We start from the raw sequence: 16,677 nt of genomic DNA, 5'->3' as shown, positions 1-16,677 counted from the left end.
CAAAGGCTTGCATTCGACCGCCGGCCGGTCGATCTGGTCGTCCGTGAGCTCTTCCCCTGATGTGATCGTCATCGGCGCCGGCGTGCTCGGCCTGTGCGCCGCCGCCGAACTGGCGGGACGCGGCCATGCGGTGACGGTGATCGACCGCGGCGGGCCGAACGCCAGCTCCGCCGCGGCCGGCATGATCGCGCCGGCCCTCGAATGTCTCTCGGACGAGGCGCGCCCGGACCGCGCCGCCCTGCTGACCCGCGCCCGCGATCTGTGGCCGGGGTTCGCCGTCCGCCACGGCCTGCCCCTGCACCGGGACGGCGTCGAATGGCGCGGCCCGGATCCCGACGCGGCCATCGCCCGCCTGCGGAGCTTCGGTTTTTCGGCCCGGCCGGTTCCGGGCGGCCTGTTCAGTCCGGACGACTGGCGTGTCGAGGTGGGGCCGGCCCTGCTGGCGCTGGCCCGCGCGTCCGGCCTGACGGTCGTGCGCGGCGCGGCCGCCCGGCTGGCGGCCACGGCCGGTCGCTGGCGGGTCGAGACCGCCGACGGCCGCAACTGGTTCCCCGCCACGGTCGTGCTTGCGACCGGGACCGCGACCCCGCTTTCCGGCCTGCCCGACAGGACCGCCGCCGCGGTCGCCGCGATCGAGCCGTTCCGCGGCCAACTGACCCCGGTCGCCGGGCCGAGCCCGCCGCACACGCTGCGCGCGCCCGGTCTCTATGTCGTGCCGGCGCCCGGGGGCATGGTCGTCGGCGCCACCATGGAGCGCGGCCGCCGCGACCTGGAGCCCGAGCCCGAGGTCTCCCGCCGCCAGGTCGAGGCCGGGCGGGCGCTGTCCGGCCTCGCCGGAACGCCGGGCCCTCCCCGGGTCGGGATTCGCGGCGGAACCGCCGACGGCCTGCCCCTGGCCGGTCCTTCCGGGGAGGCGGGGCTGCACCTCGCCCTGGCGCCGCTGCGCAACGGCTGGCTGCTCGGTCCGCTGGTCGGGGCGGTGGTCGCCGACGCGGTCGAGGGCAGGCCGCCCGGCGCGGACGCGGCCGCCCTCGACCCGCTCAGATACGGCTGATCAGCCGTGCGAGGCCGCCGATCCCGGCGCGCAGGGCCTGGCGCCCGACCGGCCCGTCCCGCACCGGCTCGGGCGACCATGGTGATGTTCGGTCACTCAGCGACCGTCTCACCTTGGGAAGCGACACGTCCGCGCGCGGCAAGGCTTAAGGGTCTGTGGACGGCGCGGACGGTGTTAGGAATTGATTAACCACGACGCCCGCAGCGTCATGAGCATGAACATCGGGGCGATTCCATCCTCTGGCGGGGTCGAGGCGGCGATCCGGCGCGCCTCCGGCGCCACGGGCGTCGACGCCGATTTTCTGATCAAGACGGCGCGGCGCGAGAGCGCCCTGAACCCGTCGGCGCGGGCCCGCACCTCCTCGGCGGCCGGACTGTTCCAGTTCATCGAGCAGACCTGGCTGGGGACGGTGAAGGCGCACGGCGCCAAGCACGGCTACGGCCCGTACGCCGACCTGATCCACAGAGGCTCCGACGGCCGCTGGCGGGTGGACGGCTCGGCGCGCAACGTGGTCCTCGATCTCCGCTTCGATCCGCAGGCGGCCTCGACCATGGCGGCGGAGCTGACCGCCTCCAACGCCGCCTACCTGCGCGGCCGCACCGGTCGCGAGCCCGCGGCGGGCGACCTCTATGCGGCCCATTTCCTCGGGCCGGCCGGCGCGGCCCAGCTGATGGAGGCGGTGGAGCGGCGGCCCGGGATGAGCGCCGCGTCCATCTTCCCGCAGGCGGCCGCGGCCAACCGCTCGATCTTCTACCGCGACGGCCGGCCGGCGACGGTCGCCGAGGTGCACGCCAACCTCCAGCGCAGCGCCGGCGACGGGGCCCCCGCCGCCGGCGCCGCGGGCGCGCCGTCCGCCCCGCCGCTGTCCGAGCGGGATCAGATGCTGGCCGCCCGGCTCGACCGGCTGAAACAGGACCAGAGCCTGCTCGCCCTGCTGCTGGGTCAGAACGGCGAGGGCAGGGGCGGTTTCGGCGGGGCCTTCGCCCCGGAAGGCGGCTCGGGCGTCTGAACGCGAATCCGGCGATGGTAAACCGCCCGTTAGGGATGACCGGCCCATGCTGGCCGGCAACGCCTGACCCAGAGCGCCGATCATGACCGCCTACCGCGCCCGCCTCACCGACACCGACATCCGCCGCCTGATCAAGGCGAGCGACGACGACGAGCGCGCCGCCGCCGCCCACAAGCTGTGCCGCAACATGGAAAAGGCCGCGCTGACGGGCGATGAGCGCGAGGCGGCCCAGAAAATCCTGCGCATGCTGGCCCACGACGCCGCCGAACTGGTGCGCCGCGCCATGTCGGTGACGCTGAAGTCGTCGGACCTGATGCCCCGCGACGTCGCGCGGAGCCTGGCGGCCGACGTCGACAGCGTCGCCCTGCCGCTGATCCAGTTTTCGCCGGCCTTCACGGACGAGGACCTGATCGAGATCGTGCGGGGCGGATCGGCCCTGCGCCAGATCGCCGTCGCCGGCCGGCCGGCCGTCGGGCGGGATGTGGCGACGACGGTGGCGGAACTGGGTTGCGAACAGGCCGTCCGCACCCTGGCCGCCAACGACAACGCCGACATCGCCGAGGCGGCGCTGGGGCGCTGCGTCGACCGCTTCGGCGGCTCGCCCGGGATCGTCGCGGCCATCGCCTATCGCCAGGTTCTGCCGCTGTCGGTGACCGAGCGGCTGGTCGAGCTCGCCTCCGACGCGGTTCGCGAGCACCTGGTGACGCGCCACGCGGTGGCCCCGGAGACGGCGATCCGGCTGGCCGCCTACGCCCGCGAGCGGGCCACCGTCGATCTCGTCGACCAGGCCTCGAACCACGCCGACCTCGCCGCCTTCGCCGCCGGCCTGAACGCCCGCCGCGCCCTCACCGGCTCGCTGCTGCTGCGCGCCCTGGCGCGCGGCCAGATGGGCCTGTTCGAATACGGCCTGGCCGAGCTGGCCGGCACGCCGCATCCGCGCGCCTGGCTGATGATCCATGACGCCGGTCCGCTGGGGCTGAAGGCCATCTACGACCGGGCCGGCCTGCCGCCCCGGCTGTTCCAGGCCTTCAGGGCCGGGGTGGACACCTGGCGGACGCTTCAGGCCGAGGGCGCCGACACGGCCGGCGACGTCTTCCGCCAGCAGATGCTTCAGCGTTTCCTCACCCAGCGCCCGAACGCGCCGCGCGAGGACCTCGCCTATCTGATGGAGCGGCTGGACCAGGAGCCGGCGCCCGCCCGTCCGGCGATCGGCGCGGCGGCCTGACCGACGGAGGACGCCCGCGGCCGGGCGCGGCCTCAGCCGAGGTGGTCGGCCACGCCCGCTTCGAGGGATTCCGCCAGGGCCCGGCCGGTCGGATGGTCGTCGGTCTGGATCTGGTCGCGGACCACGGCCTTGATCGCATCGACATGGGCGTCGATCAGCCGCCGCGGCGCGGCCATGCGCTTGGCGGGGTCGTCCATCATCCTGCACAGCGATGCGGCCAGCCGGGTGACCAGCGGATACTGGTAGGTGGCGCCGAGGCCCTTGAGGTCGTGGGCGCGGAAATACAGGGCCTCCGCGGTCTGGGCGTCGTAGCCCTGGGTGCGGATGTCCGCCTGGGCCTTGTCGAGCTTGACGATCTCGTCCTGGAGCCACTGGCCGAACTGGGAGGACATCGCCTTCAGGGCCTCTTCGGCCCTGGCGATGGCGCTGGCGTCGATGCCGCCGAAATTACCGCCAACCTTGAGGCGAAGCGTGTTGGGCGGACGGATGACCTGGGCGGAATTGCTCACGGCGAGCTCCTGGAGACGGATATGCTCCATGCTGACGGGACAGGCTTAAGAACCGGTGCACGCCGTCAGGAGGCGAACTGCTCGGCGAGGACGCGTTCCTCGAAGGACCGGCCGGCGTCGAACAGCATGGTCAGGGCGATGTCGCGCCGCTCTCGCACATCGACCCGGTTCACCCGGCGCACTTCGAAGCTGTCGGCCGTGGCGCTGACCGGGCGCTTGTCGGGCTCCAGCACCTCGAAGCAGACCCTGGCGGTATGCGGCAACAGGGCCCCGCGCCAGCGCCGCGGCCGGAAGGCGCTGATCGGGGTCAGGGCCAGCACCCGGGCGTCCAGCGGAATGATCGGACCGTGCGCCGACAGGTTGTAGGCCGTCGAACCGGCGGCCGTGGCGACGAGGCAGCCGTCGCAGGACAGCTCCTCCAGCCGTACCCGGTCGTCGACGATGATGCGCAGCTTGGCGCTCTGGCGGGTCTGGCGCAGCAAGGAGACCTCATTGATCGCCAGGCCGGTCTGCACCCCGCCGCCTTCGGTCGAGGCGTCCATCTGCAGCGGGTGGATCACGGCGCGACCGGCGGTGGCGAGGCGCTCCGGCAGACCCTCTTCATTGTAGTCGTTCATCAGGAAGCCGACCGACCCGCGGTTCATGCCGAACACCGGGGCGCGACGCCGCATGTTGGCGTGCAGCGTTTCGAGCATGAAGCCGTCGCCGCCCAGGGCCACGATGACGTCGGCCGAGGCGGTATCGGCGGACCCGTACAGGTCGACCAGCCGGTCGCGCGCGGCGACGGCCTCCGGGCGGTCCGAGGCGACGAAGGCGATGCGAAGGTCGGGCTGGGTCACGCGGCTACGCAAGCCGAGCCGGGGAGCGAAGTCAAACGGGTCGTACTCAGCCCTTGACCAGGGCCCGGAAGGATCGCGCCGCCGAGGTGGGGGAAATGACCCCGCGAGTCCACACCGCCGCACCGGCGTCGCCGGGCCATCCGTCGTTGAGCAGGCGGATTTCCGCCAGCAGGGCGGGATAGACGGCCCGGTCCACGCCGGTCGAGGCGCAGGCGTAGAACAGCGGCTCCGGGCTGGAGGCGGCCAGCGCCTCCCGCACCTGGGCGACCGAGAAGCCGCCGAGGGTGGCCAGGGCGTGAACGAACAGGCCGAGGCGGCGCTCGCGCACCGCACGTATCAGATAGCCGGGGCGCAGCTGGCCGGCGCTCTGCAGCTTGGCGACGAGCCGCCGCTCCATCTCGTCGCGGTCCGCATCATTGGCCGGGACCGGGGTCATGGTCCCGGACCGGGCGTCGTAGACCGATTGCTGGATCAGCGGCGCCAGCTTCATCTCGTCGACCTGGAAGCGGGCGCAGATGGACTGGCGCAGGGCCGCGCCGACCCATTGGTACAGCTGCTCGGCCAGCTGGTCGGTCAGCCGCGGATGCCGGGTCAGCGGACCGCGGAGGGCCGCGATCCGGCGCGAATGCTCGACCAGCCGGCGGAGGCCGTCGAGGCTGATCTCGGCCGTCCGGTTGAAGGCGAGGGCGGCCAGGGCGGCGGGCTCGCCCCGGTCGATGATGGCGTCGGCGACGCGGCCGCCGAGGTTGGGCCGGCGGGCGATCTCGATCTGATGCTCCAGCGTCGCCTCGACCAGAACCCGCAGCAGGTCGTCGTCCTGCAGCAGGGGGCTGGCGGCGAGGACCGGACGGGCGATCTCGATCTCGTCCAGGGCGAGGACGTTGATCAGGGCGGGCGGGGCCCAGTCGGCCTGGGCCAGGCGCTCCGACAGCAGCTTGCGCACCTCCCGCTCGGCCTGACGCGCCAGGGTCAGGAAGATTTCGCCCAGAATCGGCGACAGTTCGCCGGACGGCGGCCGCGCATCGCACAGGGCGATGACTCCGAGCAGAAGCCGCTCCCGCGAGTCGGCGTCGGGGCTGCGGGCCAGCGCCAGCAGATCGGGATAGGCCGGCGGCGCGGCGACGGACGGGGAGCGAAATTGAGCGACGGTCAAGGGCGTCTCCGGCGCGCCGACGATTTCGGCCTGACGGAAGCGTAACGGCAGGCCGCTAAGACAGGGTTAACGGAAGCTGAATCTTGACGGCGGGCCCGCCCGGCGCGAGCGTGCGCGGCCGTACGAGCCTCAGGGAGCCGGATCATGGCGGATGGAGCGAGCGCTTCCCTCAAATCCCGGGTGTCCGAGGCGGAGTGGAAAACCCGCGTCGAACTCGCCGCCCTCTACCGTCTGGTCGCCCTGCACGGCTGGGACGACATGATCTTCACCCACATCTCGGCCCGGGCGCCCGGGCCCGAGAAGCATTTCCTCATCAACCCCTACGGCTGGTATTTCGAGGAGATGACGGCCTCCTGCCTGGTCAAGGTCGACCTCGACGGCGACATCGTCCAGGACACCGCCAGCTTCATCAACCCGGCCGGCTTCACCATCCATTCGGCGATCCACGCGGCCCGGGACGACGCCCATTTCGTAATCCACCTGCATACCGTCGCCGGGGTGGGGGTGGCGGCCCAGCGGGAAGGCCTGCTGCCGCTGGGCCAGAACGCCTGCCTGCTGCAGGCGCAGGTCGCCTACCACGGCTATGAGGGCCTGGCCCTGAACCACGACGAGCGCGATCGGCTGGTCGCCGATCTCGGCGACAAGCCGCTGATGCTGCTGCGCAACCACGGCACCCTGGCGGTAGGTCCGACCGCGGCGCAGGCGTGGACCGGCATGTTCTTCCTGGAGCGCGCCTGCGCCCAGCAGGTGGCGGCCCTGTCGGTCGGCCGGGAGCATGTGCTGACGGCCCCCGAGGCGGCCCAGGCCGAGACCCGGGAGCAGGGCAGGGGCATCGGCCCGGTGTCGGCCCTGGCCTGGCCGGGGGCGCTGCGAATGCTGGATCGAAGGTCGCCGGGCTACGACGTGTGACCCGCGCCCGGGGGCTGCTGATCGGGCTGACGGCGGCGGCTCTGGCCACCCCGGCGGGCGCCGGCGCGTGGAACCCCTCCAAGGGCCAGGGCCAGGTCATCTTCAAGTTCGAGCACATGACCGCGGAACGCGGCTTCGATCCCGAGGGCGCGCTGGTCGCCCTGCCTGACCGGCGGCGGGACACGTCGCTGGGAGCGTTCGTCGAATACGGGGTGACGGACCGGCTCGCGGTCCGCTTCACGGGCGACTGGCAGTCCGGCGAGGACGCCTTCGTCGAATTCGACGGCCGCGGACCGCTCGAGCTCGGGCTCAGCTGGCAGGCGTGGCGCGACGACGACGCCGCCCTCAGCCTCTATGCGGGCTACGCCACCGGCGGGGAGGGGCGCAATGCCGGCTATGCGCCCCCCGGCGAGGGGGATCGGGACTGGGAGGTCCGCGCCGCCTTCGGGCGATCGTTCGCCGCGGGATGGGGGCCGGCGCCGCCGCGGACCTTCGTGGAACTCCAGGCGGCGCGGCGGATGCGGGGCGGCCTGCCCGATGAGACCCGCCTCGACGCCACCTTGGGGGTGCGCCCCGGCGACGACTGGATGGTCCTGGCCCAGGCCTTCGGCGGCCGGACCGACGACGGCGCGGCCGCATGGCTGTCGGTCGAGACCACGGTGGTGCGTCGCTTCGGCGACTGGAGCGTGCAGGCCGGTTGGCGGCAGGCCGTCGCCGGCCGCGAGACGCCCCAGGCGAGCGGGCCCGTGATCGGGCTGTGGCGGCGCTTCTGACGCGCGATCCGCCCCTGCCGGCGACGGACCCGCTGTCCCGGGCTGTTTTGCGCCGCCCAGGCCGGCGAGGCGACCGCCTGATCCGGGCGCCCTTCGCCGGCGTGCCGGGCCTGACGTCGGTGACCGCCGCGGCCGAACAGGTCAGGGCGGCGGCGCGTAGCCCGTCTCGACCTTGAGGAAGGCGACCACGTCGCGGCGGTCTTCCGCGTCCGGGATACCCGCGAAGCTCATCTTCGTGCCCCTGAGGAAGGTGCGGGGATTTTCGAGCCAATGGTCCAGCCGTTCGCCGTCCCAGACGAAGCCCGCCTGCTCCAGGGCGGTCGAATAGTCGTAGTCGGGCCGGGCCCCGGCCCGGCGGCCGAAGACGCCGTACAGATTCGGGCCGGTCATGTTCGGCCCGCCCTCGGTGATGGTGTGGCACGAGCGGCAGCGGGCGAAGACGCGTCGGCCGTTGTCCAGATCGGCCTGGTTCCACGGCGCGGGCAGGGCGGCGAGCTGGGCCGCCTGCTGTTCGGGCGTCGGGGCGGGGCGGGGCGGCGCGGACGGCTCGCCTTCGCCGCTCTTTGGGCCGCAGGCCGCCAGGCCGAGCGTGGCGAAGACGATGAGGGCGGATCGGTTCATGCTGTGGCTCCGGTGCTGCGGCAGTGTTAGCCGAACCTGGGGTCAGGACAACGGCTGCGACGCTTCGGCGGTGGACGGACGTTGGTGCACCTGATAATCACTGTCAGAAAGGCGCGCGGACCGCGCCGCCCTGCGTGAGCGTCATGTCGGACACCATCAAACTCAGCCAGGCCCGTCGCGGCGACCGCGGCGTCATCGTGCAGGTCGGCGGTCACTGTCATCACGACGAGCATGCGCTGGAGCTGGAACGCCGGCTGCTGGAGCTGGGGTTCGTCGAGGGCGCCCGGATCGAACTGCTGCACGAGGGGCTGCTGGGCCGCGATCCCATCGCCATGAGGATCGACGACATGTGTGTGGCCCTGCGCCGGCGCGAGGCCGACAGCCTGACGGTCAGGATGGAAGCCGCCGAACGGGTGCCGGCCTGATGGACGCCATGGTTCGGAGCGCGCGGATTGCGCTCGTCGGCAATCCCAACAGCGGCAAGACGGCCCTTTTCAACGCCCTGACCGGCGCCCACCAGAAGGTGGCGAACTACGCCGGGGTCACGGTCGAGCGCAAGGAGGGCTTCATCCGGAGCGCGGCGGGACGGCCCATGTCCGTGCTCGACCTGCCGGGCACCTATTCGCTGCGGGCCCGCAGTCCGGACGAGGAGGTGACCCGCGACGCGGTGCTCGGACGTCTGGCCGGCGAGGCCCCGCCCGACGTCATCGTCGTCGTCGCCGACGCCACCAACCTGCGCCTCATGCTGCGCCTGATCCTCGAATTGAGGGCGGTCGGACGGCCGATGGTGCTGGCGCTGAACATGTACGACATCGCCCAGCGGCAGGGGTTGAGGATCGACCTGGAGAAGCTCGAGGCCGAACTGGGGCTGCCGATCGTGACCACCACGGCGACCCGGCGGCGGGGCGTCGACGATCTCGTCAGGGCGATCGACGCCGCGGCCGTCAGCGGCCCGACGGGCGCGGCGCCGGCCTGGTCGCCGCCGGACGCGGCGGCCCTGCGGGGCGCGGCGCGTGAGGCCGAGCGGATCATGAAGGCGTGCGTCCGCCCTCCCGAACGGCCGGACACGCTGACCGGGCGGGTCGACGCCGTGCTGCTGCACCCGGTCGGCGGACTGGTGATCCTGCTGGCCCTGCTGTTCGTCATGTTCCAGGCGGTGTTCACCTGGGCGACGCCGCTGATGGACGGCATCGAAGCCGGTCTCGCGGGGCTGGGGGCGGCGCTCGCGGCGGGCATTCCGGACGGCGTCTGGCAGAGCCTGATCGTCGACGGGCTGATCTCGGGCGTCGGCAGCGTGCTGGTCTTCCTGCCGCAGATCCTGATCCTGTTCCTGTTCATCATCCTGCTCGAAGACTTCGGCTACATGGCCCGGGCCGCCTTCCTGATGGACCGGATCATGGGCGGGGCGGGGCTGCACGGCCGGGCCTTCATTCCGCTGCTGTCCAGCTTCGCCTGCGCCATTCCCGGCATCATGGCGGCCCGGGTGATCGATTCGAAGCGCGATCGGCTGACCACCATCATGGTCGCGCCGCTGATGACCTGCTCGGCGCGGATTCCGGTCTACACCCTGATCATCGCCGCCTTCATTCCGAACCGGACCGTTTGGGGATTCGCCAATATGCAGGGGCTGGTGATGTTCGGCCTGTACGCGACCGGCATCCTGAGCGCGCTGGCGGTGTCGTTCGTGATCCGGCGCATCTTCTGGCGGGGGGCGGTCGAGCCCTTCATGATGGAGCTGCCGGCCTACAAGACGCCCGATCCGCGCAGCGTGCTGTTCAACCTGTGGCTCCGGGCCCGGATCTTCCTCGAGCGGGCCGGGCGCATCATCCTGCCGCTGATGGTGCTGATCTGGGCCCTGTCGACCTTCCCCTATCCGCCCGAGGGCGCGACCGGGCCGGCCATCGACTACAGTTTCGCCGGCATGATGGGCCGGACGCTGGAGCCGGTCTTCGCCCCGATCGGCTTCAACTGGCAGATGGTCATCGCCCTGATCCCGGGCATGGCGGCGCGCGAGGTGGCGGTGGCTGCACTGGGCACCGTCTACGCCGTGGCCGATCCCGAGAGCGCGACGGCGGTGCTGGCCACGACCCTGGCCGGGCAATGGTCGCTGGCCACCGGCCTGGCCTTCCTCGCCTGGTACGTCTTCGCGCCCCAGTGCGTGGCGACCCTGGGCGTGGTCAAGCGCGAGACCAACTCGTGGAGGTGGATGTGGGTGATGGTCGCCTACATGTTCGGCCTGGCCTATCTGGCGGCCCTGGTCACCTATCGCGTCGCGGTCGCGCTCGGCGGCGGCTGAGTTCGCTTTCGGCCGACGCGTCCAGGCCTGGCGTCCGGCCGGGGCCGACGACGGTGCCGGTTGCAGGAATCGAACCCGCGACCTTCGGTTTACAAAACCGCTGCTCTACCAGCTGAGCTAAACCGGCGTCCGTGGCGACGGCGCCCTTATGCTGGCGGGCGGCGGTTGACGCAAGGCGCGTCGGTCAGGCCCTGGGCTTCATCTTAAGACCGCCGATGATGGCGCCGCCGACGGCGTAGACGACCAGCAGATGGCTCCAGTCGATAGGCAGAAGCCCCATGGGCGAGGTCTGGTAGATGAAGCCGTAGGCCGAGGTCATCAGGGCGAAACAGGCGCCGGCGACGAGGCCGATCTTCAAACCCGCCATCCAGCCCCCGCCGCCGTCCCGGGCGATGAACCAGGCGAGGCCGACCATGGTGATGAAGGTCTGGACCACGCCCAGCAGCATCCACATCGAATTGCCGGAGCCCTCGTCGGTGACGCCGGTCAGGGCCATCCAGCGTTCGGCGAAGATCAGGCCGTACCAGAGGAAGCCGGTGAAGAAGGCGACCACGGTCGCCACGATGATGCCCAGCCAATTCAGTTTCGTAGTCATGGGTCGCCCCTCCCAAGGCGCGCGGTGAGTCCGCTCCCGGACGGAGGCTACGCCAGCGGCGTCCGCCGTCAATGAACGGCGTTCACTCAATCGCGGCGGCGATGCGGTCGGCGAGGCCGCGCAGCGTCGCGGGCTCGGCCATCGGGGCGTGGCCGTGCCCCTTCAGCGGACGATCCGCCCAGCGCGGCACGATGTGGAAATGCAGGTGGAAGACCGTCTGGCCGCCGGCCTCGCCGTTGAACTGCATGATCTGGAAGCCGTCGGGGCGCAGCGCCTTGACCACGGCGCGGGCGGTGCGCTGGGTCGCCGCCGTCAGCCGGGCGAGGACGTCCGGCTCGACATCGAGCAGGGTGCGGGCGCTCGAGGTCCTGGAGACGATCAGCACATGCCCCTCGGACTGCGGGAAGACGTCCATGAAGGCGAGCACATGGTCGTCCTCCCAGACCTTCACCGAAGGAATTTCGCCGCGCAGTATCCGGGCGAAGATGTTGTCGGGATCATAGGGGGCATGCAGGGTCATGGGGAGCTCCGGCGGGTTGGGACGAGGCTAGCGGCTGCGACGCGGGGAGGGGAGCCCCGCCGGCCTTCGGGCGTTATGGTCAAGGTCCACAGGGAGTCGGTCATGCTGCGTTTCATCGTCCAGTTTCTCGTCACCTGCCTGGCCCTGTGGCTGGCGGCGCAGGTCGTGCCCGGCGTCGGGTTCACGGATACGCCGTCGCTGCTGCTGGCCGCGATCCTGCTGGGCGTCGCCAACGCCGTCGTGCGGCCGGTGCTGACGGTGCTGACCTTTCCGCTGACCCTGATCACCTTCGGCCTCTTCCTGCTGGTGGTGAACGCGGCGATGATCGGTCTGGTGGCGGCCCTGCTCGGCGGCTTCGTGGTCGACGGACTGTGGGCCGGCATCGGCGCGGCCGTCGTCACTGGCGTGGTCAGCTGGCTGGCCGGCTGGTTCGTCGGCGACTGACCCATCAGCGGTCCTTCCTGAACGGCGACAGGGCGGCGGTCATGGCCTCGATCTCCGCCTCGACGGCCGGGCGTTCGCGGGCGAGGAGGCCGGCGACCGGCCTCCGCAGGGCCGGGTCGGCGATGAAATGGGCCGAATAGACCGGGGTCGGCAGATAGCCGCGGGCGATCTTGTGCTCGCCCTGGGCGCCGGCCTCGACGCGGGCCAGGCCGCGCTCGATGGCGAATTCGATGGCCCGATAGTAGCAGAGCTCGAAATGCAGGAAGGGCACGTCGTCGAGCGCGCCCCACTGGCGGCCGTAGAGGGCGTCGCGGCCGATCAGGTTCAGCGCCCCGGCGATCGGCGCGCCGTCGCGGAAGGCCATGACCAGGGCGATGCGGTCGGCCATCGTCGCGCCGATGCGGCTGAAGAAGTCGCGGGTCAGGTAGGGGCGGCCCCACTTTCGCGAGCCGGTGTCCGTGTAGCAGGCGAAGAAGGCGTCCCAGTGGGCCTCCTCGATGTCGGCGCCGGTCAGCACCCGGATGTCGAGGCCGGCCCGGGCCTCGCGGCGTTCGCGGCGGATGGTCTTGCGCCGGCCGGAGGACAGGGCCGAGAGGAAGTCGTCGAAGCTGCGGTAGCCGGCGTTGCTCCAGACGTACTGGATGTCCTGGCGCCGCAGCAGCCCCGCCTCGCCCAGGGCGGTCCAGTCGTCGCGGGTGGGAAAATTGACGTGCAGGGAGGACAGGCCGAGCCGGTCGGTCAGGGCCAGGGCGCCCTGCAGCAGGGCCTCGCGGACCATGGCCGCGTCGGCGTCCGGACGGGCGAGGAAGCGCGGCCCGGTGACCGGGGTGAAGGGCACGGCGGCCAGCAGCTTGGGATAGTAGCGGCCGCCGGCGCGCTCCCAGGCCTCGGCCCAGCTGTGGTCGAAGACGTATTCGCCCTGGCTGTGGCCCTTGAGCCAGAGCGGCATGACGCCGATCACGGCCCCGTCGGCGTGGAGGGAAAGGTGGCGGCCGGCCCAGCCCTGGCGCGGAACGGCGCTGCCCGACGCCTCGCAGGCGTCGAGGAAGTCGAACGAGACGAACGGGTCGCCGGAGGGGGAGGCGCAGGCGTCCCAGGCCTCGCGGCCGACGTCGGCGACCCGGTCGTGAACGCGCAGGGTGAGGGTCACCGCACCTCGACGACGGCGTCCACCTCGACCGCGAAGCCGAGCGGCAGCCTGTAGACGCCGACGGCGGAGCGGGCGTGACGGCCCCTGTCGCCGAACACCTCGACCATCAGGTCGGAACAGCCGTTGATGACCGCGGGGATGGCCTCGAAGTCGCCGGCGACCTGGACGAAGCCGCCCAGCTTGACGATGCGGACCACGCGCTCGAGGTCGCCGTCGAGGGCGGCCGACATCTGGGCCAGCAGGTTGACGCCGCACAGGCGCGCGGCGGCCCTGGCCTGCTCCGGCGAGACGTCGGCGCCGACCGTGCCCCTGACGCCGCCGCCGGCGTCGGTCGAGAGCTGGCCCGAGATGTGGAGCAGATCGCCGGTCCGGACGAACGGCACATAGTTGGCGACCGCCCGGGCGGGTTCGGGCAGGTCGATGCCGAGTTCGGCGAGGCGGGCGGCGACGGTCATGAAGGGCTCCTGGACGAATGTGGGGGCGGTGTAGCGCGGGGGAAGGGCGACGTCAGCCCCGCAACCGCCGCGCCGCCGGCCCAGTCCGTTCGGATTGGCAACCCTCTTGCCAAAAGCCTGACCCGAGGTCACCTTCGCGGCCATGGGACGCACCGCAGACTATTCTCGCCAGAGCTGCTCGATCGCCGCGACGCTGGAGGTGATCGGCGACCCTTGGACGCTGCTGGTCATCCGCGACGCCTTCACCGGGGTGGGCCGGTTCGAGCAGTGGCAGGAGCGGCTGGGCGTGGCCCGCAACGTGCTGGCGGCCCGGCTGAAGAGCCTGGTGCAGCACGGGGTGCTGGAGCCGCGGCTCTATTCGGAGCGGCCGCCGCGCAACGAATACGTCCTCACCGCCAAGGGCAAGGACCTGTACGGCGTGCTGGTCACCCTGCATGGCTGGGGGGCCAAGCATGTCTACGGCGCCGCCGGCGCCGGCGTTTCGATGACCCACAGGACCTGCGGCCACGAACTGACGCCGCGCATCGCCTGCGGCTGCTGCGGGGAGCTGGTCAAGCCGCGCGACATCCAGCTGGCCCTCGCCGAAAACCGGCCGACCGTGGGCGAGATGATGCCGCGCGAACCGGCCGGCGGGGACCTCGCCTGAGCTTGCGCGCGGCCTTCAAACAGCCGATCTAGCGGTCCGGTTTTCCAAGCGCTCTCCTCCAGGGTTCCGTCATGTCCGATCCGATCGTCATCTGCTCCTTCGCCCGCACCCCGATGGGCGGTTTCCAGGGCGCCCTGTCCGGCGTCAAGGCGACCGAGCTGGGGGCGGCGGCGGTCAAGGCGGCGGTGGAGCGGGCCGGCGTCGATCCGGCCCGGATCGAGCAGATCTACATGGGCTGCGTGCTGCCGGCGGGGCTGGGCCAGGCCCCGGCCCGGCAGGCGGCGCTGGGGGCCGGGCTGGGCCGCCACGTCGAGGCGACCACGGTCAACAAGATGTGCGGCTCGGGCCTGCAGGCGGTGATGATGGCCGCCGACGCCCTGACCGCCGGCACCGCCGACGTGATCGTGGCCGGGGGCATGGAGAGCATGACCGGCGCCCCCTATCTGATGGGCAAGCACCGCGGCGGGGCGCGCATCGGCCATGACGTCATCGTCGACTCGATGATGATGGACGGGCTGGAGGACGCCTATGCGCCGGGCCAGCCGATGGGGGCGTTCGCCGAGGCCACGGCCGGCGCCTACCAGTTCAGCCGCGAGGCCCAGGACGCCTATGCGGTCGAGAGCCTGACCCGGGCCCGTCACGCCATCGCCTCGGGCGCCTTCAGGGCCGAGATCACCCCGGTCGAGGTGACCACCCGCAAGGGCGTGGAGATCGTCAGCGAGGACGAACAGCCCGGCAAGGCCATGCCGGAGAAGATTCCGGGCCTGAAGCCGGCCTTCGCCAAGGACGGAACGATCACGGCCGCCTCCTCGGCCTCGATCTCGGACGGGGCGGCGGCCGTGGTGCTGACCCGCGAGAGCGTGGCCAGGGCCCTGGGCCTGCCGGTCGTGGCCCGCATCGTCAGCCACTCGGCCCACGCCCACGAGCCCGGCCTGTTCACCACCGCCCCGGCGCCGGCCATGCAGAAGGCGTTGAACAAGGCCGGCTGGTCGGTCGAGGACGTCGACCTGTGGGAGGTCAACGAGGCCTTCGCCATCGTGCCGATGATCGCCATGCAGGAACTGGGCATCGACCACGCCAGGCTGAACGTCAACGGCGGGGCCACGGCCCTGGGCCATCCGATCGGGGCCTCGGGCGCCCGGGTGCTGGCCACCCTGCTGGCGGCGCTGCAGGCCCGCGGCGGCAGGAAGGGCGTGGCCAGCCTGTGCATCGGCGGCGGCGAGGCCGTGGCCATGGCGGTCGAGCGGGTCTGACCGCCGTCGGCCGGGACCGGATTCGGGACATGGGTCCGCGCTCTCCGGCCCGGGGCCGGAAAGTCGGGGAGGTCGGCGGAGCGCGGGCGTTCGGCCCGGAACCGTGAGGCGGCCCCCGTGCTTTCGCCGTAGGGGGCCTGGATGTGTTTTCGGCTGAACGCCTTCGCTCCGCCGTGACCGCGGCTCGCGAGCGCTTCGGGGCGGGTGTCGCAGGGCGGGTCGGGTCTTGCCGTTTTCGGCCCCGGCCCCTCACCCTTTAGACCCTTTCGAAACCAAGCCCGGGCGGGCAGGGGCGGCCAGGCCCCTAGGCTCCCCCGTTTCAAACAACCCGCGACCTGAACATGGTTGCTCTCCCAGGGAGAGGGTTATTTCAGCGCCCGGCCGGCGACGACGGCGGCGGCGCCGAATTTCGCGCGCAGGCGGTCGATGGCGGTTTCGGTCTTGAGGGTGCGGACTTCGGGGGAGTCGAACAGGGCGGAGGGGGCGTCGACGGCATCCTGGACATCGCCCATGCCGATGCCGATCAGGCGGTAGGGGCGGCCCAGTTCGGGGGCCATCAGGGCGCGGCCGGCGGCGAACAGGGCGCGGGCGGTCTGCACCGGCTCGACCAGGGTGACGCGGCGGGTGACGATGCGGAAGTCGGCGCGGCGCAGCTTGAGCACGACGGCGCGGCCGGCGACGCCGTCGCGGCGGGCCCTGGAGGCCAGTTTCTCACACAGGGGCCAGAGCTCGGCCTCGAGATCGGCGGCCGCGGTGAGGTCCTCGTTGAAGGTGGTCTCGGCGCTCATGCCCTTGCGATCGTGTTCGGGCCGGACGGCGCGGGCGTCGCGCCCGTGGGCGAGGTCGTGCAGCCGCAGGCCGGTCTCGCCGTAGCGTTTGACCAGGTCGCGGACGTCGGCGGCGGCGAGGTCGCCGATGGTGGCGTAGCCGTCACTCTGCAGGGTCTTGCGGAACACCGGGCCGACGCCGGGCAGGACGCCGACGGGTTTCGGGGCCAGCAGGGCCCGGGCCTCGGAGCCGATGACCGAGAAGCCGCGCGGCTTGTCCAGCTCGGAGGCGACCTTGGCGAGGAAGCGGTTGGGCGCCAGGCCGATGGAGACGGTCAGGCCGGTCTGGTCCTCGATGCGCTTCTGCAGCCGGACCAGCTGGAGGGCGGGCGGGCCGCCGTTGAGCCGTTCGGTGCCGGACAGGTCGATCCAGGCCTCGTCGAGCGACAGGGTCTGGAC

General features: G+C 72.0%; 19 protein-coding genes and 1 tRNA gene. 10 read left to right on the top strand and 10 right to left on the bottom strand.

Annotated elements, in window-relative coordinates; translation table 11 throughout:
* Positions 1-43 precede the first annotated feature (43 nt).
* The 3 genes from Q0588_RS11765 (at position 44) to Q0588_RS11755 (ending at position 3,288) form a co-directional block, all read left to right on the top strand.
* Positions 44-1,054, top strand: a complete 1,011-nt coding sequence (locus Q0588_RS11765; protein ID WP_298746263.1) for an FAD-dependent oxidoreductase — start codon at positions 44-46, stop codon at positions 1,052-1,054.
* 208 nt (positions 1,055-1,262) lie between these two features.
* Positions 1,263-2,063, top strand: coding sequence for a transglycosylase SLT domain-containing protein (locus tag Q0588_RS11760; RefSeq protein ID WP_366872911.1), 801 nt, complete (start codon positions 1,263-1,265; stop codon positions 2,061-2,063).
* Positions 2,064-2,145: 82 nt separating this feature from the next.
* Positions 2,146-3,288 (top strand): DUF2336 domain-containing protein, encoded by a 1,143-nt coding sequence (locus Q0588_RS11755; protein WP_298746261.1) that lies wholly within the window; start codon positions 2,146-2,148, stop codon positions 3,286-3,288.
* Between the two features lie 32 nt (positions 3,289-3,320).
* Here Q0588_RS11755 and Q0588_RS11750 read toward each other — a convergent pair whose 3' ends face one another.
* The 3 genes from Q0588_RS11750 to Q0588_RS11740 are packed head-to-tail and all read right to left on the bottom strand — an operon-like array spanning position 3,321 to position 5,789.
* Positions 3,321-3,827, bottom strand: coding sequence for an Hpt domain-containing protein (locus Q0588_RS11750; protein ID WP_298746258.1), 507 nt, complete (start codon positions 3,825-3,827; stop codon positions 3,321-3,323).
* A gap of 35 nt (positions 3,828-3,862) precedes the next feature.
* Entirely contained in the window at positions 3,863-4,636 is a 774-nt protein-coding gene (locus tag Q0588_RS11745) for an NAD kinase (RefSeq protein WP_298746256.1), read from the bottom strand.
* Between the two features lie 46 nt (positions 4,637-4,682).
* Complete coding sequence (locus tag Q0588_RS11740) at positions 4,683-5,789, bottom strand: DUF2336 domain-containing protein (protein ID WP_298746254.1); 1,107 nt, start codon at positions 5,787-5,789, stop codon at positions 4,683-4,685.
* A 144-nt stretch (positions 5,790-5,933) separates the two neighbouring features.
* Here Q0588_RS11740 and Q0588_RS11735 point away from each other — a divergent pair, with 144 nt between their 5' ends.
* Both Q0588_RS11735 and Q0588_RS11730 read left to right on the top strand, forming a co-directional pair.
* On the top strand, positions 5,934-6,698 hold the full coding sequence (locus tag Q0588_RS11735) for a class II aldolase/adducin family protein (RefSeq protein ID WP_298746253.1): 765 nt from the start codon (positions 5,934-5,936) through the stop codon (positions 6,696-6,698).
* On the top strand, positions 6,695-7,471 hold the full coding sequence (locus Q0588_RS11730) for a hypothetical protein (protein WP_298746251.1): 777 nt from the start codon (positions 6,695-6,697) through the stop codon (positions 7,469-7,471). The genes Q0588_RS11735 and Q0588_RS11730 overlap by 4 nt, the downstream gene beginning before the upstream one ends.
* Before the next feature lie 141 nt (positions 7,472-7,612).
* Here the strand turns inward: Q0588_RS11730 and Q0588_RS11725 are convergent, their stop codons facing one another.
* The gene (locus tag Q0588_RS11725) at positions 7,613-8,092 is read right to left on the bottom strand and encodes a cytochrome c family protein (RefSeq protein ID WP_298746249.1); all 480 of its coding nucleotides are present in this window, start codon (positions 8,090-8,092) and stop codon (positions 7,613-7,615) included.
* Positions 8,093-8,235: 143 nt separating this feature from the next.
* On the opposite strand from Q0588_RS11725, the gene Q0588_RS11720 reads away from it, so the two are divergent.
* Together Q0588_RS11720 and Q0588_RS11715 are read left to right on the top strand one after the other, a co-directional pair.
* A complete protein-coding gene (locus Q0588_RS11720; protein WP_298746247.1) occupies positions 8,236-8,517 on the top strand; it encodes a FeoA family protein in 282 nt (93 codons plus the stop codon).
* Positions 8,517-10,388 carry a ferrous iron transporter B gene (locus Q0588_RS11715; protein WP_298746245.1) on the top strand — a complete coding sequence of 624 codons (1,872 nt, stop codon included), beginning with the start codon at positions 8,517-8,519 and terminating at the stop codon, positions 10,386-10,388. The genes Q0588_RS11720 and Q0588_RS11715 overlap by 1 nt, the downstream gene beginning before the upstream one ends.
* 54 nt (positions 10,389-10,442) lie before the next feature.
* Here Q0588_RS11715 and Q0588_RS11710 read toward each other — a convergent pair.
* The 3 genes from Q0588_RS11710 to Q0588_RS11700 form a co-directional block, all read right to left on the bottom strand.
* Positions 10,443-10,515, bottom strand: a tRNA-Thr gene (locus Q0588_RS11710).
* 57 nt (positions 10,516-10,572) lie between these two features.
* Positions 10,573-10,983 (bottom strand): DUF1761 domain-containing protein, encoded by a 411-nt coding sequence (locus Q0588_RS11705; protein WP_298746243.1) that lies wholly within the window; start codon positions 10,981-10,983, stop codon positions 10,573-10,575.
* 82 nt (positions 10,984-11,065) lie between these two features.
* Positions 11,066-11,503 carry an HIT family protein gene (locus Q0588_RS11700; protein WP_298746241.1) on the bottom strand — a complete coding sequence of 146 codons (438 nt, stop codon included), beginning with the start codon at positions 11,501-11,503 and terminating at the stop codon, positions 11,066-11,068.
* A gap of 102 nt (positions 11,504-11,605) precedes the next feature.
* Between Q0588_RS11700 and Q0588_RS11695 the strand changes: the two genes are divergently transcribed.
* A complete protein-coding gene (locus Q0588_RS11695) occupies positions 11,606-11,947 on the top strand; it encodes a phage holin family protein (protein WP_298746239.1) in 342 nt (113 codons plus the stop codon).
* A 4-nt stretch (positions 11,948-11,951) separates the two neighbouring features.
* Here the strand turns inward: Q0588_RS11695 and Q0588_RS11690 are convergent, their stop codons facing one another.
* Together Q0588_RS11690 and Q0588_RS11685 are read right to left on the bottom strand one after the other, a co-directional pair.
* The gene (locus Q0588_RS11690) at positions 11,952-13,097 is read right to left on the bottom strand and encodes a GNAT family N-acetyltransferase (RefSeq protein ID WP_298746237.1); all 1,146 of its coding nucleotides are present in this window, start codon (positions 13,095-13,097) and stop codon (positions 11,952-11,954) included.
* Positions 13,094-13,552 carry a RidA family protein gene (locus Q0588_RS11685; protein ID WP_298746234.1) on the bottom strand — a complete coding sequence of 153 codons (459 nt, stop codon included), beginning with the start codon at positions 13,550-13,552 and terminating at the stop codon, positions 13,094-13,096. Before Q0588_RS11685 ends, Q0588_RS11690 begins: the two co-directional genes overlap by 4 nt.
* 142 nt (positions 13,553-13,694) lie before the next feature.
* Here Q0588_RS11685 and Q0588_RS11680 point away from each other — a divergent pair, with 142 nt between their 5' ends.
* Together Q0588_RS11680 and Q0588_RS11675 are read left to right on the top strand one after the other, a co-directional pair.
* Entirely contained in the window at positions 13,695-14,198 is a 504-nt protein-coding gene (locus tag Q0588_RS11680; protein WP_298746232.1) for a helix-turn-helix domain-containing protein, read from the top strand.
* Between the two features lie 71 nt (positions 14,199-14,269).
* On the top strand, positions 14,270-15,451 hold the full coding sequence (locus Q0588_RS11675) for a thiolase family protein (RefSeq protein WP_298746230.1): 1,182 nt from the start codon (positions 14,270-14,272) through the stop codon (positions 15,449-15,451).
* Positions 15,452-15,816: 365 nt separating this feature from the next.
* Here the strand turns inward: Q0588_RS11675 and Q0588_RS11670 are convergent.
* On the bottom strand, positions 15,817-16,677 hold an 861-nt coding region (locus Q0588_RS11670), incomplete at its 5' end, for a DNA polymerase IV (protein WP_298746228.1).

It is taken from the genome of uncultured Brevundimonas sp., assembly GCF_937870815.1.
GTDB lineage: Bacteria > Pseudomonadota > Alphaproteobacteria > Caulobacterales > Caulobacteraceae > Brevundimonas.
Note: the sequence above shows the minus strand (reverse complement) of the source record. Positions and strands in the feature narration are given on the sequence as shown.